Source organism: Flavobacterium sp. 102 (assembly GCF_003634615.1).
Taxonomy (GTDB): domain Bacteria; phylum Bacteroidota; class Bacteroidia; order Flavobacteriales; family Flavobacteriaceae; genus Flavobacterium.
In genome coordinates, this window is the sequence record NZ_RBKX01000001.1 from 699,669 (window position 1) to 724,405 (window position 24,737).

Below are 24,737 nucleotides of genomic sequence, written 5' to 3' on the forward strand. Positions count from 1 at the left end.
CAGCATATGTACGAGTTAGAAGAAAAAGGATATTTGTATTTCTTGATTGCCATTCCGGTATTGGCGATGCTTTTCTTGTATGTACAATACTGGAAAAGAAAAAAACAACGTGAATTTGGAGATTTAGATTTGCTGAAAAAATTAAGCCCGGAGAAATCAGTTTTTAAACCCGTTTTGAAATTGGTTATAATTCTTTTGGCTTTGACTTGTTTGATTATTGGTTTGGTCAACCCAAAAATGGGAACCAAATTAGAAACAGTAAAACGAGAAGGAATCGACATTGTTTTTGCCATTGACGTTTCCAAAAGTATGTTGGCCGAGGACGTTGCACCAAGTCGATTAGAAAAAAGCAAGCAATTGGTTTCGCAAATCATCAACAATTTAGGAAGTGATCGAATCGGAATAGTGGCTTATTCAGGTAGTGCTTTCCCGGTTTTACCCATTACGACGGATTATAGCGTGGCCAAAATGTTTTTGCAAGGCATGAATCCGGGCATGATTTCTTCGCAAGGAACTTCGATAGACCAAGCTATAAACTTAGCGTCCACATTTATTGACAAAAAAGATAAAACCAACAAACTGTTAATCATTATCAGCGACGGTGAAGACCACTCTGAAGCTTCCGTTGAGGCAGCTGAAGAAGCTAAAAAATTAGGCTTAAAAATTATTACTATTGGGGTTGGAAGTGAAAAAGGCGGACCAATTCCGTTGAAAAGAAATGGTGTCGTAGAAACTTTTCAAAGAGACCAAAATGACGAAGTGGTCATTACCAAAAGAAATCCTGATGTGTTAAAAGAAATCGCCAAAGCCACCGGCGGCGGTTATGTAGATGGTAATTCGACCAAAACGGTTTTGGATTATGTAAAAAATGCGCTGGACAATATTCAAAAAACCGAATTTGAAAGCACGCAAATGGCCGATTTCAAATCGCAATTCCAGTGGTTTTTAGGATTTGCTTTTTTTCTATTGTTTTTGGATGTTTTCCTCTTGGAGAAAAAGACGAAATGGGTAGAAAAGATGAACTTATTTAATGAAAAAGAATAAATGAAAAAGATATTGCTATATAGTCTAATCCTGATTTCCTTTTTGGCGAAAGCCCAAGAAAAGGGAAAAGATAAAAATTTGCCTAAAGGAAACGAATCTTTTGTAGAGAAAAAATACGCCGATGCCGAAGCGGAATACCGGATTTCGGAATGTAAAAACCCTAAGAAGTCCATTGCTCCTTATAACTTAGGCAACGCCATTTACCGCCAGAATCAAAATAATGAGGCAAAATACCACTACGCCAAAGCGTTAAAAAATGCCAAAACACGAACTGAAAAACATCTGGCGTTTCACAATATCGGCAATACCTTAATGAAAAACAAAGATTATTCCGGTGCCGTTGAAGCTTATAAAAATGCTTTGAGAAACAATCCAGCGGATGAACAAACCCGTTACAATTATGCTTTAGCTAAAAAAATGCTGGAAGACAATCCGCCTAAAAAGGATGATGATAAAAGCAAAGACAAGAAAAACCAAAAAGAAGACGAGAAAAAAAACAAGGACAAAAAAGACGATAAAGAAAAAGACAAGGACAAAGACAAAGACAAAAAAGGCCAAAACGACAAAGATAAAAAAGACGACAAAGACAAAAACCAAGGAAAACCTCAGCCTCAACCGGGTGGAATTTCAAAGCAACGTCTGGAGAATTTGTTAGATGCGGTGAATAACGAAGAGAAAAAAGTACAAGATAAAGTCAACAAACAAAAAGTACAAGCCAATCCGAAAAAAGCTGAAAAAGATTGGTAATTAGAATGATTATTTAAAATTTCGTTAAATAACAACCTAAAAAACACAGACTTTACCAACTTTGTGAGTCGAAATAAATGATAAAATGAAAATGAAAAAGGTAATTGTATTATTACTGTTAATATTCGGAAGTTCACTTATGGCTCAAGTCCAATTTGAAGCCAAAGTGAGCAAAAATTCTTTGGGAATCAACGAAAGATTGCGCATCGAATTTACGATGAATGCTGATGGCGATAATTTTGTGCCGCCGGCTTTTGAAAGTTCGGGTTTCAGGATAGTTGGCGGGCCAAGCCAATCGGTAAGTCAATCTTGGGTAAACGGAAAAAGTTCGTTTAACAAATCTTATATCTATATTTTATTGCCTACGCAAAAAGGCCAATTGACCATCAAACAAGCATCGATTGAAATCAACGGCCAGATTTATAAAACTTCTCCGGTAAAAATTAATGTGACCAATGCAGTCGAATTGCCTAAAGATCCAAACGAAGCACCGGCTATTACCGCAGACGATAATATTTACTTGGTCGCCGACATTTCAAAAGCCAATCCTTACCTCAACGAACCGATTACTGTAGTTTACAAATTGTATTTCAGTTATAACATCGGCATTTCCAATTGGCGCGAATTGAACAAACCAAAATACAATGATTTTTGGAGCCAAAACATTGACATCAAACAGCTCAAAGCCGAGGACGGCATGTTCAAAGGCGAACGTTATCGCTATGTGGTTTTGAGAAAAACAGTTTTATATCCGCAAAAATCGGGTAAACTCGAAATCGAACCACTTTCCTTAGATATCGATTGTCAAGTACCCAGTAACCGAAGAAATTTTTGGGGACAACCTTTGATGGTAGAGGACAGCAAACGTGTTTCAGCCGGAAGCAAAGTCATCAATGTAAAACCTTTACCTGAAGCCGGAAAACCAATTGATTTTAGTGGCGCAGTAGGCCGTTTTGACTTTCAAGTAAAACCTTCCAAAACCACCTTGAAAAACGGTGAATCAATGGAATTGAATGTGAGCGTGGTTGGAACAGGAAACTTAAAATTATTCACACTACCAAAACCTATTTTACCTTCTGCTTTGGAAGTGTATGATCCGGTACATGATGAAAATGTAAATACGCCGTTAACCGGAATGTCGGGAAGAATTTCGGACAAATACACCATCATTCCACAATACAAAGGCAATTATCAAATCAAACCGATTAGTTTTACTTATTTCGATTTGGCTTCCGGCAGATATAAAACCATTACTTCACAACCTATAACGATTAATGTTTTGGATGGTCCGAGCATAGCTTCAGCAGAAAAAACGAATCCGAATGAAGTCGCCAAAACCAGAGTGGAAGTGGCTAAATCATTTGCCTATAACAAGCAAAAAACGACTTTGAAATCAATGGGAAAAGATGATTTCTTAGGTTCGGGATTGTTTTATTCTTTGGTTGCTTTGCCGTTTTTAGCCATTCCGTTATTGATTGTTGGTAAACGAAGAAAAGAAGCATCAGACAATGATGTGGTTGGCAATAAAATCAAAAAATCGAATGCTTTGGCGAAGAAATATTTGGGTGAAGCCAAAAAATACTTGGCCAACAAAGAGCCCTTTTATATTGCTTTGGAAAAAGCCATGCACAATTTTCTGAAAGCCAAACTGAACATAGAAACTTCGGAAATGAGTAAAGAAAAAATCTCCGAAATTCTACAATCAAGAAGTGCTAAACCCGAAACTATATCAGAATTTATAGCCTTAACCGAAAACTGTGAATTTGCTCGTTATGCGCCTTCTTCAGAAACATCGATTCAGCAAGATTATGATAAAGCGGTGAATATTATTTCAGCGTTGGAAAAGCAAATTAAATAATTGACAATGAACAATTGATAGTTGATAATGAAAAAAATACTTTACCTATTTCTGTTGATTTTTCAAGTTTCATTGGCGCAAACTGCTTTTGAGCAAGGCAACCAATACTACCAAAAAGAAAATTACCAAGCCGCGATTACCAGTTTTGAAAGCATCATCAATTCGGGTAAAGAATCGGCTGAAGTGTATTTTAATTTGGGAAATGCTTATTATAAATTGCACAAAGTCGCTCCGGCGATTTACAACTATGAAAAAGCATTATTGCTTAGTCCGAATGACGAAGAAATCAAAACCAATTTAGATTTCGCCCGAAAAATGACCATCGACGACATCAAAGTCATCCCGAAAGTTGGCTTTCAAAAATTGATTTCCGATTTTACTTCAAAATACTATTACGACACTTGGGCATGGATTGCTGTGGCTTTTGCGTTATTATTTTTAGCTTTTTTTTCCGGCTATTATTTTTCACAAAAAACCGTTTTGAAACGTGTTTTCTTCTTCGGAATGTTCGTTTGGCTTGCCGGAATTTGCCTAAGTGCTGCTTCGGGGTTTTATGAAAAAAGTAGAACCGACAATGAAAAACCAGCTATCATTTTTGCCGAAACAACACCTTTAAAAAGTGAACCAAAAATCGGCAGCCAAGACGCAACTGTGCTACATGAAGGAACGAAAGTTTACATCTTAGAAAGTATCGCCAACTGGAAAAAAGTTGAACTCACCGACGAAACCACGGGTTGGATTGAAGACAGCGCGCTTAAAGAGATTAAATAGTCGCAATCACAGTTTTCAGTTTTCATTGATTTACTATCACTATCTTTACCAACTTAATTACGTTTTGAATATTATACCTAATATTTAAAATCTAAAATCTAATATTTACAAGTGTCTAGAGACGAACAATTAAAAAACCGCTGGGACAAAGTCGTGACCATTCTTTCCAATCAATTTGCTGAAGGAGATTTGCTCGACTTAGACGCCATTATATACTTAATCGGAGTGCAAGAACTTGGAAAAGTGCACCAAACCTTCAAAAAAGACGAAAAACTTAATTTGATGCACATTGCTATCTGTCGTTTGCTAGAGCCTTATGGTTACTATGAATTTGACTATGTTGACAAAGAAGGTTGGCCTCATTACAATGTCAAAGAAGAATTGCCGCCATTAAAAGCAGGAGAACAATCGGTTTTGATGAAAGAAGCAATTGTGAACTATTTTTTGGAGAGAGAAGTGATAGAATAGCATTTGGTCGATGGTTTTTATTTAAAAACTTCCAACTTCCAACTCCTAACTTCCAACTTTTCCCTAAATTTGCACCTTTACAAAAATGACCGATGATAGATAAGATTAAAGAACACATAGAAGAAGCTAAAGCATTCAATACCAAAAACAAAGAAGCTTTAGAAAATTTCCGCATTAAATATTTAGGCAGTAAAGGGCTTTTGAAAGAGCTTTTCACCGAATTCAAAAATATCCCGAACGACCAGAAAAAAGACTTCGGACAAGTAATCAATACCCTGAAAACTGTTGCTGAAGAAAAAGTCAAAGCGATTCAGGAAGAATTGGAAAGCAAAGAAGAAGTCAAAGGTTTCTACGGTGATTTAACTCGTCCTTCTGAACCTATTACAATCGGTTCACGTCACCCTATTTCGTTAGTAAAAAACCAAATCATCGATATTTTTTCTACCATCGGATTCAACGTTTCCGATGGACCTGAAATCGAAGACGATTGGCACAATTTTACCGCGTTAAACTTACCGGAATATCATCCGGCGCGTGATATGCAAGACACATTTTTCATCCAAACCAATCCCGATGTGTTGTTGAGAACACATACTTCATCGGTTCAAGTGCGTTACATGGAAAACCACAAACCACCAATCCGTACGATTTCACCGGGAAGAGTTTTCCGTAATGAAGCGGTTTCTTCGCGTTCGCACTGTATTTTCCACCAAGTTGAAGGTTTGTATATAGACAAAGACGTTTCGTTTGCCGATTTGAAACAAACCCTTTTATATTTCACCAAAGAAATGTTCGGGAAGTCGAAAATTCGTTTAAGACCAAGTTATTTCCCATTCACCGAGCCAAGCGCTGAGGTTGATATTTATTGGGGATTAAAAACCGAAACCGATTATCGTATCACCAAAGGAACCGGTTGGTTAGAAATCATGGGTTGCGGAATGGTAGATCCAAACGTTTTAAAAAACTGTGGTATCAACCCGGAAGAATACAATGGTTTCGCCTTTGGAATGGGCATTGAGCGCATCGCTATGTTATTGTACCAAATCGGCGACATCAGAATGTTCTATGAAAATGACGTTCGATTCTTGGAGCAATTCAAGTCGAGTATATAAATAAAAGTCAAAAGGGATAAGGGAAAAGGCATAATAACTTTCACTTATCCCTTACTACTTATCCCTATTCCCTAAAATGAAAAAAGACATCACCATACCAACAGTAGAAAACGTATTCCTAGCCGCCGTTCAGGAATGGAGCGATGATTTTATGGATAAGGTTTGGCATGTGTATCTTGTCAACGATTCTGACTACGATTTAGACAGCGTAATGGTCGTTTCCAAAGCTTTTGGCACCATTGATGGGGAAATGAAAAAAACAGCGCTCTTACGTCACGCATTTGTCCAAGTGCCTTCGGTTTCTGTCGCTAAAATTGAAATGATTGAAAACAACGTGTTGCGATTGAACAACGAGTTTATGGTGACTTACTTTATCGGAAGCACTTTATACGATAAAAAATTCATCTTCAAAGCCCAATCCATAACGCCGGATTATGTAGAAGAAGTGCCGATATTGTTTGTAGACGGCGTTATTGCAAGATAATTATGGATTGTTTTGTTGTTTTGCTTTTTGTTTCCAATTGACATAACCTAAAACAAAAATCCCAACCAAAATGAACACCAAAGCTCTCAGATAGAAACCCGGTGAAGAAAGTTGAATATTTAAAGGTTTCTCTTTAATCTCAAACAAAACATTAAAGACAGTCATAAAAAGTCCCCAAAACGCACCTGTTTTAACTTGGTATTTCCATCTTTCACTCATCTTAGTCTAGCTTATCCGTTAATTTTTTGAATACTTTCTTAGCATCTTTGCCTTCATATAAAATTTCGTAAACTGCATCAATAATTGGCGTCTTTGCTTTGTATTGTTGATTTAATTTGTAGGCACTTTTTACAGCATAATAACCTTCTGCCACCATACTCATTTCCATTTGTGCGGCTTGAACCGTGTAACCCTTTCCAATCATATTCCCGAACATTCGGTTTCTTGAAAAAACAGAATAACCTGTAACCAATAAATCGCCTAAATAAGCCGAATTGTTGATGTTTCGTTTCATCTTGTGCACTTTGCGGATAAACTTTTTCATCTCGCGAATTGCATTGCTCATAATCACCGACTGGAAGTTATCGCCATAGCCTAAACCATGTGCAATTCCTGCTGCAATAGCATAAATATTTTTCAACATTGCGGCATATTCGGTTCCGATAATGTCATCAGAGATTTTGGTTTTGATAAAATGACAACTCAAATTATTAGCAACCACTTTGGCCTTTTTAGCATCGGCACAAGCGATTGTCAAGTAAGATAGTCTTTCTAAAGCTACTTCTTCTGCATGACACGGACCAGTGATAACGCCAATGTTCTCGTAAGGAATGTCAAAATGCTTATGAAAATGTTCGCCAACAATTAGGAAAGTTTCCGGCACAATTCCTTTTATAGCAGAGAAAATTACTTTGTCTTTCAAATCAACCGTTAATTTCTCGAGTTCTTTACTTAAAAAAGCTGATGGAATTGCAAAAATTAAATAATCGGCATAAGCTATCGCTTCATTGATATCATTGGTCAATTTTAGTTTTTTGATATCAAACTCAACTGAACTAAGGTAATTTGGGTTATGTCTTTCTGTTTTTAAATGGTCTATAGCCGATTGGCTTCTCATGTACCAAGCTATTTCGTCAAGGTTAACACAAAGCATTTTTGCAATAGCTGTCGCCCAACTTCCGCCACCGATTACTGCAAATTTTGGAGATTCATTCATGAATAGTAACTTTAATGATGTCCAAAAATACTCAATTTTAAATGATAAAAGAAGAACTTTATTAAAATAGAAATAAGACCAACCAACTAGCGTCTTTTGGATCTAAAACATTAAGTGTTACTATTATTCTTACTTGTTGGTGTTTTGTTGTCTTTAGTTATTTCCTTTAATGATAAAAACTATTTTCGATAGAAATTATTATGATCTACATACTCCCAAACATTATGAGGCAATAATGGGCGAATGTTTTTTTTGTTTTTGATATTTTCACGAATAAAAGTAGAGGATATTTCTACTACAGGCGCATCAATTTTGTGGATTTTCGGATGGTCTTTCAGTTCCAAGTTTTCGGCTTCTTCCGAAATTGCTCCGTCGATTCGGCCTTTGGTCTCGAGTCTCGGATAAATATAAATGTCATGATTTTGTAAAATGTACTCGTAGTTTTTCCACTTGTGAAACGATTTCAAATTGTCTTCTCCCATGATTAAAGAAAACTCATGTTGCGGATATTTTTCCATTAAATGCGCCAAAGTATTTACGGTGTAATTCGGTTGCGGCAATTTAAATTCAATATCGGAAGGCCTGATTTTCGGGTAATCTTCAGTAGCCAATCTAACCAAATGCAAACGATGGTAATCATCTAACAAAGTGTTCTTCTGCTTCAACGGATTGTGTGGCGTTACGACCATCCAAATTTGCTCTAAATCGGAATGTTCGGCCAAATGATTCGCAATAATCAAATGCCCAACATGAATAGGGTTAAAGGTGCCGAAATATAAACCAATCTTCATTTTTTAAAAGGGATAAGGGATAAGAGAAAAGGCATAAGATTTTTACTTATCCCTTTTCCCTAATCCCTTGTTACTTATTTTACAAATTCTTTCACTAATTCATACGCTTCCGCTTTCGCAACATCCAAATCATAATTCTTAATAATGGTGTCAAATTGTGGTGCTGTTGCCAGCTCTACGTGGGCTTTGGCGATGCGCATATTGATTTTTTCGTCGGTTTCGGTAGAACGCTCTTTTAAACGGCGTTTCAACTCGTCGACACTCGGTGGTTTTACAAAAACGGCTAAGGTTTCTTGAGGGAATTTGTGTTTGATTCGCAATCCGCCGGCTACGTCTATATCGAAAATCACGTTTTTGCCTTTGGCCCAAATCCTTTCTACTTCACTTTTTAAGGTTCCATAAAAATTATCTCGATACACTTCTTCCCATTCAATAAAATCTTCGGCTTTGATGTGCTTCTTGAATTCTTCAATTGAGATGAAATAATAATCTTTTCCATGTACTTCTTCTCCTCGCGGTTCACGCGTTGCGGCCGAAATAGAGAATTCTAAATTCAATTCGGGTTGTGCTAATAAATGTCTTACTATGGTAGTTTTCCCGGAACCGGATGGCGCTGAGAATACTAATAACTTTCCTTTGTTCATTTTTATGCTGAATTTCTTTACTTCGTCAGTCGCTTCGCTCGTGTCAGTATCTATTTTACAAAACATTCAAAACCTGCTCCTTAATCTTCTCTAACTCATCCTTCATCATTACGACCAATTTCTGCATTTCGGAATGATTGGATTTGGAACCCATGGTATTGATTTCTCTTCCCATTTCTTGGGTAATGAAACCTAATTTTCTTCCATTGGCTTCCGTTCCGGCAAGGGTTTCAATGAAATAGTTTAAATGGTTTTCCAAACGCACTTTCTCTTCGGTAATATCGTATTTTTCGAGGTAAAAAATCAATTCTTGTTCGAAACGATTTTCATCTACGTTTTCTTTTAATTCGTCCAAAGCGGTTCTCAATCTGGTCTTAACCGTTTCAACTCTTTCTGCGTCATAAGCCACCGCATTATTCATCAACGTCATAATATTGGCAATGCGATGTAAAAACTCTTTTTCCAAAGAAACGCCTTCGTCTTTTCTGAACTGCACAATATTTTCCAAAGCATCATCAATCACGGTTTGGATTTTCTTCCATTCGTTTTCGTCAATTTCATCACGCTCGGTTTTTAACGCATCGGGCATTCTTACCGCCATTTTCATCAATTCGGTTTCATCGGCATTCGGAATCACGGCTTTCATTTGGCTGATATAACCTTTTACAATAGGCACGTTGATTTTAGAGGAAGTTTCTTCTCCGGTTACTTCAACATACAGCGAAAAATCAATTTTTCCACGCTCTAATCGTTGCGAAAGTTGGTTGCGCAAACCCAATTCCATTTCTCTGAATACGGAAGGCATGCGCGTGTTTAAATCCAAACCTTTGCTGTTCAGCGATTTGATTTCTACGGTAATTTTTTTGGTTGGTAGTTGCAAACTCGCTTTCCCAAAACCGGTCATCGATTGTATCATAAATTGTGTAAAATGTTCTCAAAGATAAATAAAAGTTTGCAGTCGCAGTCGCAGTTTACCGTTTTCTGCTGTGACTGATTACTGAGGCTGGGACTTCTTTTTCTGCAAAACCAAATAAACCCCAACAAATATTAAAACCGCAGACAGCATCTTAACCCAAGTCAGTTGGTCTTTCCCTAAACTCATGGCAAAAATGGTAGCAAAAAGCGGCTGCAGATAAATAAAAACCGCTACAGTTGTCGGTTTCAATTCACGCATCGAAACCAAGTTAAATAAATAAGTAAAGAATGTAGTAAACACGACTACAAAAACAATTTCCCACATAATCATCGTTGGAATCGTTTGCCATTGAATTTCCTGATATTCGCTCCAGCCAAAAGGAATTACCATTAGTAACCCAAAAGTATAAATCCATTTTACGAAGGTGAACGCATTGTATTTGTCCATTAATTTCTTAACCACAATGAGGTAAAAACCATAGGAAACTGCGTTGATGAAAACCAAGAAATTCCCCAACGTCGCATTGGTGGCATTGCCCATTGATTTGCCATAAAGGATTAAAAATCCGGTTCCGAAAAGTCCAAGTAGAATTCCGAAAATCTTTCGGGTTTCCATTCTCTCTTTCATGATTATCGCGGATAAAATCAAAACAATAATTGGCGTCGTTACCATGATTACCGAAGCAGAAATCGGTGAAGTATAATTCAATCCTTTGAAAAAAGTCAGCATATTTAAAGCCACGCCAAAAAAAGCGGCAGCTATAATTCGAGGTAAATCTTGGCGTTGGATTTTTTCTTTTGGGCCAAAAAAAGAAACCAGCCAAAACAAAATAGCTGCTCCAAAAACCCTGATCAAAATAAATCCGTATGGTTTGATGTAGGTTGGCATCACATCTTTGGCAATCGTAAACGAAACGCCATAAATCAGCGACACCATCGTTGCTGCCAATAATGCCCAAGTCCTTTTTGACATTAACTCAATACTTTTGTAACCTCAATGATATTTTTTTGGCTGTTGCCAATGTAAATTTTGTCGTCAATAATAAAAACAGGTCGGCTCAAGAAGGTATAATGTTGTAATAAATATTGCTTATAATCGGCTTCGGTCAAAGCTTTGTTTTTTAAATCCATTGACTTATAAAGTTGTGCTTTTTTGCTAAACAACGCTTCGTAACTTCCCGAAAGTTGATACATTTCCTCCAATTCTTTTTCCGTTATCGGGTTTTGGCGAATGTCATGAAATTGCAATCTGTCGGCGTTGGGAAGTGATTTTATAATTTTGCGACAAGTATCGCAAGAAGCTAAATAGTATATTTTATCGATCATAAAAAATTCTTTTTGCAAAGGAAATTCATTTCCACTTATAATCTGTAATTTTATCGAAAATTTAAAAAAATTGGAAACATTTACGAAAGAAATATCGATTCGTTGGTCTGATTTAGACCCGAATTTTCACGTCAGACACAGCGCTTATTATGATTTTGGCGCCCAACACAGAATTGAAATTCTGGAGCAATTGGGATTGACCATGAAAGTAATGCAAGAACAACATTTTGGTCCGGTTTTGTTTCGGGAAGAATGCATTTTCAGAAGAGAAATCAGATTAAACAGCAAGGTTTTTATCAGTACCAAAATCGGAAAAATAAAAGCCGATGCTTCTCGGTGGACAATTGTTCATGAATTGAAAAATGAAACCGATGAACTTTTCGCCATTATCTCCGTTGACGGAGCTTGGATTGACACTAAGCTAAGAAAAATAGCCAATCCAACACCAAAAATTGCGGCAGATGTTATGAATGCTATGCCGAAAACAACTGATTTTACAACATTATAAGGATAAAATATGGAAGCAACTTTCAAAATTTGGGACACCAGCAGAAAAATTTATGCCAAACTGATTGACAGTTATACTTTGGAACAACTGAACAAAATTCCGGAAGGTTTTAGTAACAATTTGGTTTGGAATTTAGGTCATATTATCGTTTCGCAACAAGGTTTAGTCTATCGTCTTTCGGGATTGCCGATGAATGTTTCAACAGAAATGATGGAAACTTATAAAAATGGTTCAAAACCAACCGGAAAAACAACACAAGCCGAATTAGACGAACTAAAAGTGCTTCTTTTTTCGTTGATGGAAAAAACAAAAGAAGATTATGCGTCAGGAAAATTTGTGACTTACAACGAATACACTACGGGAACCGGATTTCATTTGGCTTCCATCAAAGATGCGATGGAGTTTAATAATTATCACGAAGGAATTCATCTTGGTTTTATGATGAATATTCGAAAATTTGTCTAGCGTTAATAAAAACGAAAAGAGTATTTTCAACCGAAGAATAAAAAGTAAATTTGCGCTTTAATACATTATAATAATGAAATTCAACACCAAAGTTATTCATGGCAACCAACACCATGAAGAAGTTACCGGAGCGGTTATGCCACCGGTTTTTCAAACCTCAACTTATGCACAAACTTCACCGGGAAAACCTGTAGGTGATTACGAATATTCTCGTGCTGCCAACCCAACCCGTCAAGCTTTAGAAGATGCTTTAGCCAGTATTGAAAATGGCGCTCGAGGCTTGGCTTTTGCTTCTGGATTGGCCGCAACAGATTGTTTATTGCGTATGTTCAAAGCCGGTGATGAAATCATCGCAATGGACGATTTATATGGTGGTACTTACCGTTTATTTACCCGTTTATACAAAGACAGCGGTATCAAGTTTCACTTCGTAGATATGAACGACTTTGAAACTTTTCAATCATTGATCAATGAAAACACCAAGTTGGTTTGGGTAGAAACACCAACCAATCCGTTGATGAAATTGGCGGACATTGCCGAGATTGCCAAAATCACTAAAAAGCATAACATCCTTTTTGCTGTTGACAATACTTTTGCGACACCTTATTTGCAAAAACCTTTGGATTTAGGCGCTGATATTGTAATGCATTCTGCTACGAAATATTTAGGCGGACACAGTGATGTGATTGCCGGTGCTTTAATTATCAAAGACGCAGCTTTAGGCGATGAATTGCACTTTAAGCAATTTGCAACCGGAGGAACGCTTGGACCAATGGACAGTTTCTTGGTTTTACGCGGGATAAAAACTTTGCATTTGCGTGTACAAAGACATTGCGAAAACGGAGAAAAAGTAGCGCAATTTTTAGCCAATCATCCTGAAGTAGAAAAAGTATATTATCCTGGATTACCCAATCATCCTTTTCATAACATTGCCAAAAAACAAATGAGTGGTTTTGGTGGTATGGTTTCTTTTACCTTTAAATCAGGAAAAAAAGAAGATGCGATTTCTTTCTTGGAAAAACTAAAAGTATTCACTTTAGCCGAATCACTTGGTGGTGTTGAATCTTTGGCAAATCATCCTGCATTGATGACACACGCATCGATTCCGGAAGACAAACGAAAAGAAATTGGGATTACTGATGACTTAGTTCGATTGAGTGTTGGCGTCGAAGATATAGACGATTTGCTTGCCGACATCGAACAAGCCTTCAGATAGATAGCTTCTTTCACCAACTATATAAAGCCAGAACATAAAACTTCTGGCTTTTTTTGTTCATCCACCATTATTGACGAATAATTTATAAGAAAAATAATTAATTTTAATAATGTTTATGTATTTCGTCGATTATTATTGTCTTTTTGACGGTTATTTAATTTTATTTATATAGGTTTATCATGTTTAATTAAATATCTGACCCCATGAAAACAATTATCCTTAAAAACACTTTTAAACTATTCCTTTTCTCGCTCATACTATGTAGCACAAATAGTTTTTCATTCACAAAACTACCAACTGACGCAAGTTCCAATGGTCATGAATCAAGAACTCGTTTTGTAAGCAAAGCGACAAAGATGTCGAAAACAACTTCAAAGGGTAAAACCTCTAAAAGCTTTGCCATGCAGGCTAAGAGTAAAAAATTCTTTAAGAAATAATCTAAACCCAACCGTAATTCTAAACATTGCTAGGGGTAAATAGCTAGTGTCGACTTAGAATTATTGAAAAACAAAAAGTCCCGATTTCTCGGGACTTTTTTTTATATTCTTCAATTGCTAATTAGAAGCCATAATTCACACCAATTCCTATCACTTGACGGGTTTGAAATCCTCTGTAAGCATTGTCATCATATATAGTTTGGAATGCAAAATTGGTAGTCAAGTATTTATTCACTTTCATTACGATGTTCAAAGTATAATCTAAATCAACGTTGTAAACTTCTTCTAAATAGTTGGTGTATAAATTCAAGATGTTTTCGGCTGACACATTCTCCATGATATTAAACTTGTAATAACCGTTTATCGCGGCTCCAAATTCATAGCGCATAGACTCGCCCATTTTTACACCAAAAGCCGGCCCAAGATCAGTAAAATGTGGATGAACCACGATTATTTTTGAAGTTGCCGGCGCAACGTTTATTTTAAGGTTGTCACTTTTCTTCCAAAGCATACCGGGACCAAATTGGGTAAAAGCAGGAGAAAAGAAGTGAGAGATTTTAACCGAGCTATTCGCAGGATCAAAACCGGAATCAAATTGGGTTTTAAAATTAAAGAAGAAAGAGTAATACCATTCTCCTGATGCTTTTTTACCTAATAAGGAATTGAATTCAAATCGGTCGTCTGTTTTTTGTAAATCTTGACCGTTAATTTTGGTTAAACCATAATTGGCATTTAGTTTGTTGTCCCATGTCCAAGTATCGCTTTTATAATTGAAGTCGTATTTTACGCCTGTATTTCCTGAAATACTGCTTTGTCCACCGGCCAACCAGTTGTTGAAACTCGCTTGGTTAAGCAAGATGGTAGCCACGCCTTTTTTCTCCCAACCGTTAGGTTTTTCTTCTTGAATTTTGGCAACAGTTTCTTCCGTTTTCTTTAGTAATTCTTTTTCACTTACTTGTGAAAACCCTTTGTTTAGGGATAAAAGGAACAGTGTTGCTAATAAAACTCTTTTCATTTTTAGATTTTTTTAAATTCGGTGCAAAGGTAAGAATACATTCGATTTAAACAAATCTTTGCTAAAAGCTAAGTGTTTGATTTTTAGAAATAAAGCTATTTCGATTTTTTAAATAAAGGAACTGCCGAACAAGCTTCGCCATACATAATGCTTTTAGCAATCGGTTGGAGTTTTTGAACGGCGATGATATAAGCGCTCTCGGGAACGGGTTTTTTAGAACAACCTTTAATGATAACGGGTTTGTCTTGATAAAGAGTGTAATCCAAAGTAGGGAGAATTTCTTGGTACAAGGCCGTTTCCAAATCGTTTAGGTTTCCGCTCACAACTTTTTGAGCAAAAGGCGCAACATAAGTAGCCACTAAAATATTGGCCCAAGCCGGAACAATCGCATCCGTGGAGCAATAAATCGCTACAAAATGATTTTGATATTGCGACCAATCGTGATTTTTTAAGGCTTCGCGAAAGTCTTTTTCTTTCAATAAAAAACCTTCCAATAACCATTGGGAAATATCTATTTGTGTCCGAATGCCGTTTGGGTAATAGTCTTCCAAATCAAACACTTCGAGCACTGAATTGGCTACTCTGTTGATGATTTCGTCCATTTTTTTAGTGTTCAGTGTTCAGTATTGAGTGTTCAGTTTCAGTGGGATTTCTGCGAACTGCAACTTCTTACTGAATACTAGTGTTAAAGCATTCCCAGTTCTAACTTGGCTTCTTCACTCATCAAATCTTTGCTCCAAGGCGGATCAAAAGTGATTTCCACTTCGCAGGATTTAACAGTGTCGATTTTTTTAATTTTTTCTTCTACTTCGCGCGGTAAAGTTTCCGCTACCGGACAATTTGGTGAGGTTAGTGTCATCAAGACTTTTACTTCATTGTCTTCGTTAATCATCACGTCGTAGATTAAGCCTAATTCGTAGATATCTACAGGGATTTCAGGGTCATAAATGCCTTTTAAGGTTTTCACCACATTTTCGCCTAAATTGATATCGTCTTTAAATTCTTCCATAATTTTAATTTTTAGCATTGAATGCCAAAGCATACATTTTAAGTTTTTTTACCATCGAAACCAAACCGTTGGCTCTGGTTGGTGATAAATGTTCTTTTAAGCCAATTTCATCAATGAAATCAGTATTAGCATCTAAAATATCCGAAGCTTTTTGATTAGAAAATGCACGGATTAGAATAGCGATAATGCCTTTGGTCAATATCGCATCGCTATCGGCTGTGAAGACAATTTTATCGCCTTGTTGTTCGGCATGAACCCATACTTTCGATTGACAACCGGTGATTATATTATCTTCGGTTTTATATTGTTCTTCTATTAACGGCAATCCTTTTCCGAGGTCGATGATGTATTCGTATCGTTGCATCCAATCGTCGAACATCGAGAACTCGTCAACGATTTCGTCTTGTATTTCTTTTATGCTCATTCTTCTTTTTCTTTGGCAATAGCCACTATTTTATTGACTAATTTTTCTATCGCGACAGGCGGAAAACCGTGATCAAAATCGGTGGTTTCATAATCCTTATCCTGGTAGCGTATTTTTAAATTGGCAATCGCCGCACCATCATAAAATCGTTTTTGTGTTGGATCTTTCAGTTTTGGCACTTCTTCCAAATTAATTTTAGCGAAAGCCGTAACCAATGCTGCCCAATCGGCATCAGAGATGGAGATTTCTTCCTTAGGTGCTGTTTCGTTTCGGTCTCTTGAGATGGTGGCTTTTTGATTGATAATTACAACTTTTTGGTAAAACCCACGAGTATTTGCAGTGTATTGAATAACAGTATTAGTCAAATCATTCTGCGTTTCATTGTTACAACTTTTTCCGAGAAAAATAGTTAGTAAAATCATAATTATTGCTTTCATCGGTCTTTGTTTTAAGATAACATCATTTGGGCTTTTTTAATCGCTTCGACCATAGAATCGATTTCTTCTTTGGTATTGTAAAAAGCAAAACTAGCTCTTATCGTTCCGGGAATATTAAAATGGTCCATAATCGGCTGTGCGCAATGATGTCCGGTGCGCACCGCTATGCCCAACTTATCGATAATTGTGCCAATGTCGTATGGATGAATCCCATCGATATTAAACGAAATTACGGAAGTTTTTTGTTCTGCCGTACCAAAAATTTTCAATCCTTTGATTTCTAGTAATTTCTCGGTAGCGTATTCAAGTAGTTCATTTTCGTATGGCGCGATGTTGTCAAAACCAATTGCATTCAAATAATCAATCGCAGTTCCAAGGACAATTCCGTCGGCTATATTGGGTGTTCCGGCTTCGAATTTGTGTGGTAAATCGGCATAAGTAGTTTTTTCAAAGGTCACGGTCGCAATCATTTCGCCTCCGCCTTGGTAAGGTGGTAATTTACGCAGCCAATCTTCTTTTCCATATAGAATTCCGATTCCGGTTGGTCCGCAAATTTTATGTCCAGAAAACACATAAAAATCACAATCCAAAGCTTGAACGTCAGGTTTTAAATGCGGTGTCGCTTGAGCACCATCAATTAAAATCGCGGCACCAACTTCGTGCGCTTTGTCAATCATATATTTGATGGGGTTTATCGTTCCCAAGGCATTTGAAATATGATTTACTGTTACGATTTTGGTTTTGGCAGAAAGTAATTTATCGTATTCCGACATGATTAATTCGCCTTTTTCATTCATCGGAATGACTTTTAAAGTTGCTCCGGTTTTCTCGCAAAGCATTTGCCAAGGCACAATATTGCTATGGTGTTCTAAAGCGGAAACCAAAACCTCATCACCTTGTTTTAAAAACGCAGCAAATCCATTGGCAATCGCATTAATTCCGTGCGTCGTTCCCGAAGTAAAAATCACTTCGTGAGCGTGTTTAGCGTTGATATGATTTTGGATTTTACCTCTTGAAACTTCATACGCATCAGTGGCCAATTGGCTCAAAGTATGCACGCCACGGTGAATATTGGCATTAATCTCTTGGTAATATTTAGATATCGCATCAATAACCACTTGTGGTTTTTGCGAAGTAGCGCCGTTATCAAAATAGACGAGCGGTTTGCCATTGACCTTTTGGGAAAGTATCGGAAAATCAGCTCTAATTTTTTGGATGTCTAACATGGTATTATTTAGAAAAATTCTAAATACAAAAGTAGCTAAAATGGAATTGTTAATTGCTAAACAAATATTAATATTTTAGGCTTTTGAACCATATAAGTTATATAAGAAAGTAGAAGCTCAAATGAACTTAAATGTCTTATATGATTGAAATTTTATAAATTGCTTCAAAATTAATTCCCATGAAAAAACTTCTCAAAATCTTTGCTGTTTTATTGTTGGTTGCTTTTGTTTATTTGCGAATTGCTATTTATCCACAACTCGATTTGATTTCAGGTTTTTCGGCAAAGAGCGTGGCTTCCGGACATTTCATTGATAATCGTTCGCTTGAAACCATTCAAAAAGGCGACAATGATATTCCTAAAGTGGATTGGGCCACCAATGAAATTGATGAAAACGGAAAGTTTGCGACTTCAAAAGTGTATGGATTAAAAACACGAAAAGCCATTTACCGCGAAGGTTTGGGCGCGACGTTAATCAACGATGATTTTGAGGTAAGCAAATCTTATAATGTTCCGAAACGGACTTTTTTAAAGAACAATTTGCCTTATCCTTATGGAAATAATAATCCGATAGATACTGTTTTTTCCAATATTGATTACGCCAAATTACAAAAAACGGTCGAGAGTGCTTTTGACAAAGAAGGAGAGAAAAACAAACGCACCCGTTCTGTGGTTGTCCTTTATAAAGACAAATTAATTGCCGAAAAATATGCACCGGGCTTTACCGCTACTTCTAAAATTTTAGGCTGGTCGATGACTAAAAGTTTGACCGCAACTTATTTCGGAATTCTACAAAAACAAGGCAAAATCGACATTATGAAACCAGCTCCGATTGCGGAATGGAAAAATGACGAACGTTCCAAAATCACCATTAATGATTTATTACATATGAATTCAGGTTTGGAATGGGAAGAAAGCTATACGAAGATTTCTGACGCTACCAAAATGCTTTTCGTAGCTCAAGACATGACTAAACCACAAATTGATAAACCTTTGGTGGGAAAACCGAATAATAGTTGGAATTACTCTTCGGGAACAACCAATTTATTATCCGGAATTTTACGAAAACAATTCAAAACCCATCAGGAATATTTAGATTTTTGGTACAGCAGTTTGTTTGATAAAATCGGGATGAATTCAGCTTTGGTAGAAGTCGATATGGCCGGAAATTTTGTGGGTTCGTCCTATGGTTGGGCTACAACGCGTGATTGGGCGAAGTTTGGTTTGCTTTATTTAAACAAAGGCAATTGGAACGGCGAGCAAATATTTGATCCAAGCTGGGCAAAATATGTGGCAACGCCAACCAATAGCTCTAATGGTCTTTACGGCGGTCATTTTTGGCTAAACGCCAATGGTAAATATCCTGATGTTCCCAGAGATTTATACCATTGTAGCGGTTTTCAAGGGCAAATGGTGTTTGTCATTCCGTCAATGGATTTGGTTGTAGTTCGAATGGGATTGAGTGAAGACTTCGATTTTAATGGGTTTTTGAGGGAGATTATTTTATCAATAAAGAAGTAAACTTAACCGCAAATTTTGCTAAGAAATACACAAAGGGCGCAAAGTTGTTTATCAAACTTACGCCCTTTGCAATTTTTACTTTGGGTTCCCTTACGGTTATAACTTATAAATTAAAGCCTAAATTCACGCCCAATTTTGTAGCGATGATTTTAGTAATTCTCTTTTTCAATTCCGGGATTTTGATACTTTCGATGACTTCATTCGAAAACGCATACATTAATAACGCTTTGGCTTCTTTCTTAGGAATACCACGTTGTTGCATGTAGAACATGGCGGTTTCGTCTAATTGTCCAATGGTACAACCGTGGGAACATTTTACGTCATCGGCAAAAATTTCCAATTGTGGCTTAGCATTTATCGTTGCTTTATCGCCTAACAAAATATTGTTGTTTTGTTGGAACGCATCGGTTTTTTGCGCTTCTTTTTCGACATAAATTTTTCCGTTGAAAACACCTGTTGAACTTCCGGCCAAGATGGTTTTGTAGTTCTGATGACTTTCGCAGTTTGGCGTCGCATGGTTTACCAAAGTGTAATGATCAACGTGTTGTTTGTCGCCAATAATGGTAATGCCTTTTAAAGTCGAATCGATTCTTTCTCCAAAATGATAGAAATTTAGGTTGTTTCTCGTGATGTTGCCGCCAAAAGAAAAAGTGTGAACCGAAACGCGGCTTTCTTGTTTTTGGGAAATATAAGTGTTGTCAATCAGGTTCGCCGATTGCAAGTCGTTTTGAATTTTATAGTAATCAACGATGGCGCGCTTTTGGGCAAAAATCTCAGTAACTGAGTTAGTTAACACTGTATTTTCGTTTAAAGATTGGTGTCTTTCGATGATTTGAACGTGTGCATTTTCGCCTACGATGACCAAATTTCTTGGTTGAACCATCAAAGCGCTTTCATTTCCGGTAGAGAAATAAATGATTTCAATCGGTTTTTCTACTACTTTGCTTTTCGGGATGTTGATGTATGCACCTTCATTGGCGAAAGCCGTATTTAAAGTTGTCAAACTCTCTTCTTTGCTCGCTATTTTGTTGAAATACTCATCGATAATCATTTTGTATTTCGGTTTGTTTAAAGCTGAAGACATTAAACAAACATCCAAACCGTCATGTGTCGTTGCCGATAAAAAAGAAGTGAATTTTCCATCCACAAAAATCACTTTATGGGTGTCGATTTCGTGCAAAAAGTATTTTTTTACCTCAGCAAATTCGATAGCATTTTCGTGTTTTGGGAATACTGAATAATCATTTTTTAAGATAGCATTCAGCGAAGTATATTTCCAAGCTTCCTCTTTTTTGGTCGGAAACCCTTTGTTTTCAAAGTTTTTTATGGCAGAAGTACGAACGTCGTGCAATTCCGAATGAACGTCAATGTGTTCTTCGAAAGCCATGAATGAGGATATAAGTTTTTCTTTTAATTCCATGTTTTTGTTGTCAGTTGTCGGTTGTCGGTTATTGTTTTAACGGAGAACAGATAACAGAGAGCTTTTTAAGCTTCTTGCTCTTGTTTAATCCAATCGTATCCTTTTTCTTCCAACTCAAGCGCTAAAGAAGCATCACCAGATTTTACAATTTTTCCGTCCATTAAAACGTGAACGAAATCTGGAATGATATAATCTAACAAACGTTGGTAGTGCGTGATGACTAGTACCGCGTTGTTTTCGTTTTTCAATTTGTTTACACCGTTGGCCACAATTCTCAAAGCATCAATATCTAAACCCGAATCGGTTTCGTCAAGGATAGCCAATTTTGGTTCCAACATCGCCATTTGAAAAATCTCATTGCGTTTCTTTTCTCCACCCGAAAAACCTTCGTTTAACGAACGCGATAAAAACTTACGATCGATTTCCAATAATTCTGATTTCTCACGGATTAGTTTCAGCATTTCGTTGGCCGGCATTTCTTCTTTTCCGTTGGCTTTTCGGCTTTCGTTGATGGCAGTTTTCATAAAGTTGGTCACCGAAACACCCGGAATTTCTACCGGATATTGGAATGATAAGAAAACCCCTTTGTGAGCTCTTTCTTCCGGCGCCAATTCTGAAATGTCTTCGCCCTCTAATAGGATTACACCTTCAGTTACGTTGTAATTTTCATTTCCGGCAATGATAGAAGAAAGTGTACTTTTTCCGGCACCGTTTGGTCCCATAATCGCATGTACTTCTCCGGCTTTTATCTCGAGATTAATTCCTTTTAAAATCTCTTTATCTTCAACACTAGCGTGTAAGTTTGTTATTTGTAACATTTTTTAAATGTGTTTTGTTCTAATTTATGATTATCCTACTGAACCTTCAAGTGAAATCTCTAATAACTTCTGAGCTTCAACTGCAAATTCCATTGGCAACTTGTTCAGTACGTCTTTACTAAAACCATTTACGATTAACGCAATTGCTTTTTCGGTTGGAATGCCTCGTTGGTTACAATAAAATACTTGGTCTTCTCCGATTTTGGAAGTTGTCGCTTCGTGTTCGATTTTAGCTGAAGAATTTTTACTCTCGATGTAAGGAAACGTATGCGCTCCACAATTATTACCCATCAACAACGAGTCACATTGCGAGAAGTTACGGGCATTATCAGCTCTAGCGCCAATTTGCACCAAGCCTCTATAGCTGTTTTGTGATTTTCCGGCAGAAATTCCTTTAGAAATGATTGTTGATCTGGTATTTTTACCCAAATGAATCATCTTGGTTCCGGTATCGGCTTGTTGGTAATTATTGGTTACGGCAATCGAATAAAATTCACCGATTGAATTGTCGCCTTTCAAAATAACTGAAGGATATTTCCAAGTAATGGCCGAACCGGTTTCTACTTGTGTCCATGAAATTTTTGCGTTTTTCTCGCAGAAACCTCTTTTGGTTACAAAGTTGAAAACGCCGCCTTTGCCTTCCTTATTTCCGGGATACCAGTTTTGAACAGTAGAATATTTGATTTCGGCACCGTCTAAAGCAATAAGCTCGACAACGGCAGCGTGTAATTGATTTTCGTCCCGACTTGGCGCAGTACATCCTTCCAAATAAGAAACATAACTGTCTTCATCAGCTACTAAAAGTGTTCTTTCGAATTGACCGGTTCCGGCTTGGTTGATACGGAAATACGTGGATAATTCCATTGGACAACGAACGCCTTTTGGAATATAACAGAATGAACCGTCAGAGAAAACCGCTGAGTTCAATGCCGCATAAAAATTGTCTTTTTGAGGAACAACCGTCCCTAAATATTTTTGAACCAAATCGGGATATTCGCGAATCGCTTCGGAAATACTCATGAAAATGATGCCTTTTTCGGCTAAAGTCTTTTTGAATGTTGTTGCTACAGAAACCGAATCAACCACGATATCCATAGCAATATTGTTCATTTTTTTCTGTTCGTCCAAAGAAATCCCTAACTTTTTGTACATCGCTAAAAGTTCAGGATCTACATCGTCAAGAGTTTTATTCGGGTCAGCTTTTTTAGGTGCCGAATAATAAGAAATCGCTTGAAAATCGGGCTTTTGATAATTTACATTTGCCCAATCCGGTTCAATCATTTCCTGCCAAGCGCGAAACGCTCCGATGCGCCAATCGGTCATCCATTGCGGTTCTTCTTTTTTCAAAGAAATAGCGCGAACGATATCTTCGTTTAGCCCAATAGGAAACGTCTCCGACTCTAAATCAGTGTAGAAACCGTATTCGTATTCTTTATTTTCGAGTTCGACTTTTAAGTCGTCTTCCGTATATTTTGCCATAGTGTTATTCTAAAGTGAGAATGATTCTCCGCATCCGCATGTTCGTGATGCATTTGGATTGTTAAATACAAATCCTTTTCCGTTCAATCCGCCTGAAAACTCCAAAATGGTTCCGGCTAAGTATAAAAATGACTTTTTTTCAACGGCAATTTTTACATGGTTGTCTTCAAAAACTTTGTCGTTTTCGCCAAGTTCTTTGTCAAATTTTAATTCATACGACAAACCCGAGCAACCACCACTTTTTACGCCTACTCGCACGTAATCTTGGGCAGCGTCAAAACCGTCATCTTTCATCATATCGATGATTTTTTTGCTGGCTGAATCTGAAACTTTGATCATGTCTATTTTGATTTTGTCTAAATAAAGGGCAAAGTTAACACAAATATCCTTTTTTACGGCATTTCAAAGCATTTTTATAACTAATTTAAGAATAGAAAAAAATGATTTTGAGGATTTAAAAGCGACAGATTTTTAGTAATTTGCAAGCCATTTACAAGATTAACCGAAGAAAATTCAACAAATGAAGCTATATCCAATAGAAGCCGGAAATTTTAAACTTGATGGCGGTGCGATGTTTGGTGTGGTTCCTAAAACCATTTGGAACAAAACCAATCCGGCAGACGACAACAATTTAATTGACATTGCGGCAAGATGCCTGCTGATTGAAGACGGAAACCGCCTGATTTTAATTGATACCGGAATGGGTAATAAGCAATCGGAGAAATTTTTTGGCTATTATTCACTTTGGGGAAGTCATTCTTTAGATGGTTCTTTAGCTAAATACGGATTTCATCGCGATGATGTGACCGATGTTTTTATGACGCATTTGCACTTTGACCATTGTGGTGGAAGCGTGAATTGGAACGCCGCCAAAACGGGTTATGAAGTCGCTTTCAAGAATGCTAAGTTTTGGACGAATGACAACCATTGGGAATGGGCAACCAAGCCCAACGCAAGAGAAAAAGCCTCATTTCTTTCAGAAAATATTTTACCGATGCAAGAAAGCGGACAATTGAATTTCGTCAAAAGACCGGAAGGAGATTTTGGACATTCAAACGAATTGGGATTTGGGATTTTTTATGTTGATGGTCATACCGAAAAAATGATGTTGCCGCATATTCAATACCAAGATAAAACCATCGTTTTTTGTGCCGATTTGATTCCGACTGCCGGACATTTACCTCTGCCTTATGTTATGGGTTATGACACGCGGCCGTTGTTGACCATGCCTGAAAAATCAAAATTTCTCCATGCCGCAGTTGAAAATAATTATTTTTTGTGGTTGGAACACGATGCACACAACCAAATTATTACTGTTGAAAACACCGAAAAAGGAATTCGTTTAGCTAACGTTTTCAAAGTAGAAGACGTTTTATAATTAAATCAT

General features: G+C 37.0%; 30 protein-coding genes. 13 read left to right on the forward strand and 17 right to left on the reverse strand.

Translation table 11 applies throughout. The features are described 5' to 3' along the window. Positions 1-6 precede the first annotated feature (6 nt). From C8C84_RS03065 to C8C84_RS03095, 7 genes are all read left to right on the forward strand, one after another. On the forward strand, positions 7-1,044 hold the full coding sequence (locus tag C8C84_RS03065; protein ID WP_121312130.1) for a VWA domain-containing protein: 1,038 nt from the start codon (positions 7-9) through the stop codon (positions 1,042-1,044). Then, positions 1,045-1,791, forward strand: coding sequence for a tetratricopeptide repeat protein (locus C8C84_RS03070; RefSeq protein WP_121312131.1), 747 nt, complete (start codon positions 1,045-1,047; stop codon positions 1,789-1,791). It abuts the gene before it with no gap. 91 nt (positions 1,792-1,882) lie between these two features. Continuing rightward, positions 1,883-3,649, forward strand: coding sequence for a BatD family protein (locus tag C8C84_RS03075; RefSeq protein ID WP_121314953.1), 1,767 nt, complete (start codon positions 1,883-1,885; stop codon positions 3,647-3,649). 27 nt (positions 3,650-3,676) lie between these two features. Further along, the gene (locus tag C8C84_RS03080) at positions 3,677-4,420 is read left to right on the forward strand and encodes a tetratricopeptide repeat protein (RefSeq protein WP_121312132.1); all 744 of its coding nucleotides are present in this window, start codon (positions 3,677-3,679) and stop codon (positions 4,418-4,420) included. Positions 4,421-4,531: 111 nt separating this feature from the next. Next, on the forward strand, positions 4,532-4,888 hold the full coding sequence (locus tag C8C84_RS03085) for a hypothetical protein (RefSeq protein ID WP_121312133.1): 357 nt from the start codon (positions 4,532-4,534) through the stop codon (positions 4,886-4,888). 92 nt (positions 4,889-4,980) lie between these two features. Next, positions 4,981-6,000 carry a phenylalanine--tRNA ligase subunit alpha gene (locus C8C84_RS03090; RefSeq protein WP_121312134.1) on the forward strand — a complete coding sequence of 340 codons (1,020 nt, stop codon included), beginning with the start codon at positions 4,981-4,983 and terminating at the stop codon, positions 5,998-6,000. 76 nt (positions 6,001-6,076) lie between these two features. Beyond that, complete coding sequence (locus C8C84_RS03095; protein ID WP_121312135.1) at positions 6,077-6,484, forward strand: hypothetical protein; 408 nt, start codon at positions 6,077-6,079, stop codon at positions 6,482-6,484. Here C8C84_RS03095 and C8C84_RS03100 read toward each other — a convergent pair whose 3' ends face one another. The 7 genes from C8C84_RS03100 to C8C84_RS03130 form a co-directional block, all read right to left on the reverse strand. Beyond that, complete coding sequence (locus C8C84_RS03100) at positions 6,485-6,703, reverse strand: hypothetical protein (protein WP_121312136.1); 219 nt, start codon at positions 6,701-6,703, stop codon at positions 6,485-6,487. A gap of 1 nt (position 6,704) precedes the next feature. Further along, a complete protein-coding gene (locus tag C8C84_RS03105; RefSeq protein ID WP_121312137.1) occupies positions 6,705-7,700 on the reverse strand; it encodes an NAD(P)H-dependent glycerol-3-phosphate dehydrogenase in 996 nt (331 codons plus the stop codon). 179 nt (positions 7,701-7,879) lie between these two features. After that, positions 7,880-8,491, reverse strand: coding sequence for a nicotinate (nicotinamide) nucleotide adenylyltransferase (nadD, locus tag C8C84_RS03110; RefSeq protein ID WP_121312138.1), 612 nt, complete (start codon positions 8,489-8,491; stop codon positions 7,880-7,882). A gap of 74 nt (positions 8,492-8,565) precedes the next feature. Further along, on the reverse strand, positions 8,566-9,135 hold the full coding sequence (gene gmk, locus C8C84_RS03115) for a guanylate kinase (RefSeq protein ID WP_121314954.1): 570 nt from the start codon (positions 9,133-9,135) through the stop codon (positions 8,566-8,568). Positions 9,136-9,190: 55 nt separating this feature from the next. Next, the gene (locus C8C84_RS03120; RefSeq protein ID WP_121312139.1) at positions 9,191-10,051 is read right to left on the reverse strand and encodes a YicC/YloC family endoribonuclease; all 861 of its coding nucleotides are present in this window, start codon (positions 10,049-10,051) and stop codon (positions 9,191-9,193) included. Positions 10,052-10,129: 78 nt separating this feature from the next. Further along, positions 10,130-11,023: a DMT family transporter gene (locus tag C8C84_RS03125; protein WP_121312140.1), complete on the reverse strand. Its 894-nt coding sequence runs from the start codon at positions 11,021-11,023 to the stop codon at positions 10,130-10,132. Then, complete coding sequence (locus C8C84_RS03130) at positions 11,023-11,373, reverse strand: arsenate reductase family protein (RefSeq protein ID WP_121314955.1); 351 nt, start codon at positions 11,371-11,373, stop codon at positions 11,023-11,025. Before C8C84_RS03130 ends, C8C84_RS03125 begins: the two co-directional genes overlap by 1 nt. A gap of 73 nt (positions 11,374-11,446) precedes the next feature. Between C8C84_RS03130 and C8C84_RS03135 the strand changes: the two genes are divergently transcribed. The 4 genes from C8C84_RS03135 (at position 11,447) to C8C84_RS03150 (ending at position 14,002) form a co-directional block, all read left to right on the forward strand. Further along, the gene (locus C8C84_RS03135; RefSeq protein ID WP_121312141.1) at positions 11,447-11,884 is read left to right on the forward strand and encodes a thioesterase family protein; all 438 of its coding nucleotides are present in this window, start codon (positions 11,447-11,449) and stop codon (positions 11,882-11,884) included. Between the two features lie 9 nt (positions 11,885-11,893). Next, positions 11,894-12,349 (forward strand): DinB family protein, encoded by a 456-nt coding sequence (locus C8C84_RS03140; RefSeq protein ID WP_121312142.1) that lies wholly within the window; start codon positions 11,894-11,896, stop codon positions 12,347-12,349. A 73-nt stretch (positions 12,350-12,422) separates the two neighbouring features. After that, the gene (locus C8C84_RS03145; RefSeq protein WP_121312143.1) at positions 12,423-13,565 is read left to right on the forward strand and encodes a cystathionine gamma-synthase; all 1,143 of its coding nucleotides are present in this window, start codon (positions 12,423-12,425) and stop codon (positions 13,563-13,565) included. Positions 13,566-13,768: 203 nt separating this feature from the next. Next, entirely contained in the window at positions 13,769-14,002 is a 234-nt protein-coding gene (locus C8C84_RS03150) for a hypothetical protein (RefSeq protein WP_121312144.1), read from the forward strand. Between the two features lie 121 nt (positions 14,003-14,123). Here the strand turns inward: C8C84_RS03150 and C8C84_RS03155 are convergent, their stop codons facing one another. The 6 genes from C8C84_RS03155 to C8C84_RS03180 form a co-directional block, all read right to left on the reverse strand. Further along, positions 14,124-15,017 carry a DUF3078 domain-containing protein gene (locus C8C84_RS03155; RefSeq protein ID WP_121312145.1) on the reverse strand — a complete coding sequence of 298 codons (894 nt, stop codon included), beginning with the start codon at positions 15,015-15,017 and terminating at the stop codon, positions 14,124-14,126. A gap of 95 nt (positions 15,018-15,112) precedes the next feature. Next, positions 15,113-15,619 carry a DUF2480 family protein gene (locus C8C84_RS03160; protein ID WP_121312146.1) on the reverse strand — a complete coding sequence of 169 codons (507 nt, stop codon included), beginning with the start codon at positions 15,617-15,619 and terminating at the stop codon, positions 15,113-15,115. An 83-nt stretch (positions 15,620-15,702) separates the two neighbouring features. Continuing rightward, positions 15,703-16,026 (reverse strand): SUF system Fe-S cluster assembly protein, encoded by a 324-nt coding sequence (locus tag C8C84_RS03165; protein ID WP_121314956.1) that lies wholly within the window; start codon positions 16,024-16,026, stop codon positions 15,703-15,705. 4 nt (positions 16,027-16,030) lie between these two features. Next, positions 16,031-16,450, reverse strand: a complete 420-nt coding sequence (locus C8C84_RS03170; protein WP_121312147.1) for a SufE family protein — start codon at positions 16,448-16,450, stop codon at positions 16,031-16,033. Further along, a complete protein-coding gene (locus C8C84_RS03175) occupies positions 16,447-16,887 on the reverse strand; it encodes a hypothetical protein (protein WP_121312148.1) in 441 nt (146 codons plus the stop codon). Before C8C84_RS03175 ends, C8C84_RS03170 begins: the two co-directional genes overlap by 4 nt. An 11-nt stretch (positions 16,888-16,898) precedes the next feature. Next, positions 16,899-18,113 (reverse strand): aminotransferase class V-fold PLP-dependent enzyme, encoded by a 1,215-nt coding sequence (locus C8C84_RS03180; RefSeq protein ID WP_121312149.1) that lies wholly within the window; start codon positions 18,111-18,113, stop codon positions 16,899-16,901. Positions 18,114-18,292: 179 nt separating this feature from the next. On the opposite strand from C8C84_RS03180, the gene C8C84_RS03185 reads away from it, so the two are divergent. Next, the gene (locus C8C84_RS03185; protein ID WP_121312150.1) at positions 18,293-19,633 is read left to right on the forward strand and encodes a serine hydrolase; all 1,341 of its coding nucleotides are present in this window, start codon (positions 18,293-18,295) and stop codon (positions 19,631-19,633) included. Positions 19,634-19,736: 103 nt separating this feature from the next. Here C8C84_RS03185 and sufD read toward each other — a convergent pair whose 3' ends face one another. The 4 genes from sufD to C8C84_RS03205 all read right to left on the reverse strand — a co-directional run bounded on the left by sufD (position 19,737) and on the right by C8C84_RS03205 (position 23,689). Beyond that, positions 19,737-21,053, reverse strand: coding sequence for a Fe-S cluster assembly protein SufD (gene sufD / locus C8C84_RS03190; RefSeq protein ID WP_121312151.1), 1,317 nt, complete (start codon positions 21,051-21,053; stop codon positions 19,737-19,739). Between the two features lie 65 nt (positions 21,054-21,118). After that, positions 21,119-21,871, reverse strand: a complete 753-nt coding sequence (sufC, locus tag C8C84_RS03195) for a Fe-S cluster assembly ATPase SufC (RefSeq protein WP_121312152.1) — start codon at positions 21,869-21,871, stop codon at positions 21,119-21,121. Between the two features lie 30 nt (positions 21,872-21,901). Further along, positions 21,902-23,350, reverse strand: coding sequence for a Fe-S cluster assembly protein SufB (gene sufB / locus C8C84_RS03200; protein ID WP_121312153.1), 1,449 nt, complete (start codon positions 23,348-23,350; stop codon positions 21,902-21,904). A gap of 9 nt (positions 23,351-23,359) precedes the next feature. Continuing rightward, positions 23,360-23,689: an iron-sulfur cluster assembly accessory protein gene (locus tag C8C84_RS03205; RefSeq protein ID WP_121312154.1), complete on the reverse strand. Its 330-nt coding sequence runs from the start codon at positions 23,687-23,689 to the stop codon at positions 23,360-23,362. A gap of 181 nt (positions 23,690-23,870) precedes the next feature. On the opposite strand from C8C84_RS03205, the gene C8C84_RS03210 reads away from it, so the two are divergent. After that, on the forward strand, positions 23,871-24,728 hold the full coding sequence (locus tag C8C84_RS03210; protein ID WP_121312155.1) for an MBL fold metallo-hydrolase: 858 nt from the start codon (positions 23,871-23,873) through the stop codon (positions 24,726-24,728). Positions 24,729-24,737 lie beyond the last annotated feature (9 nt).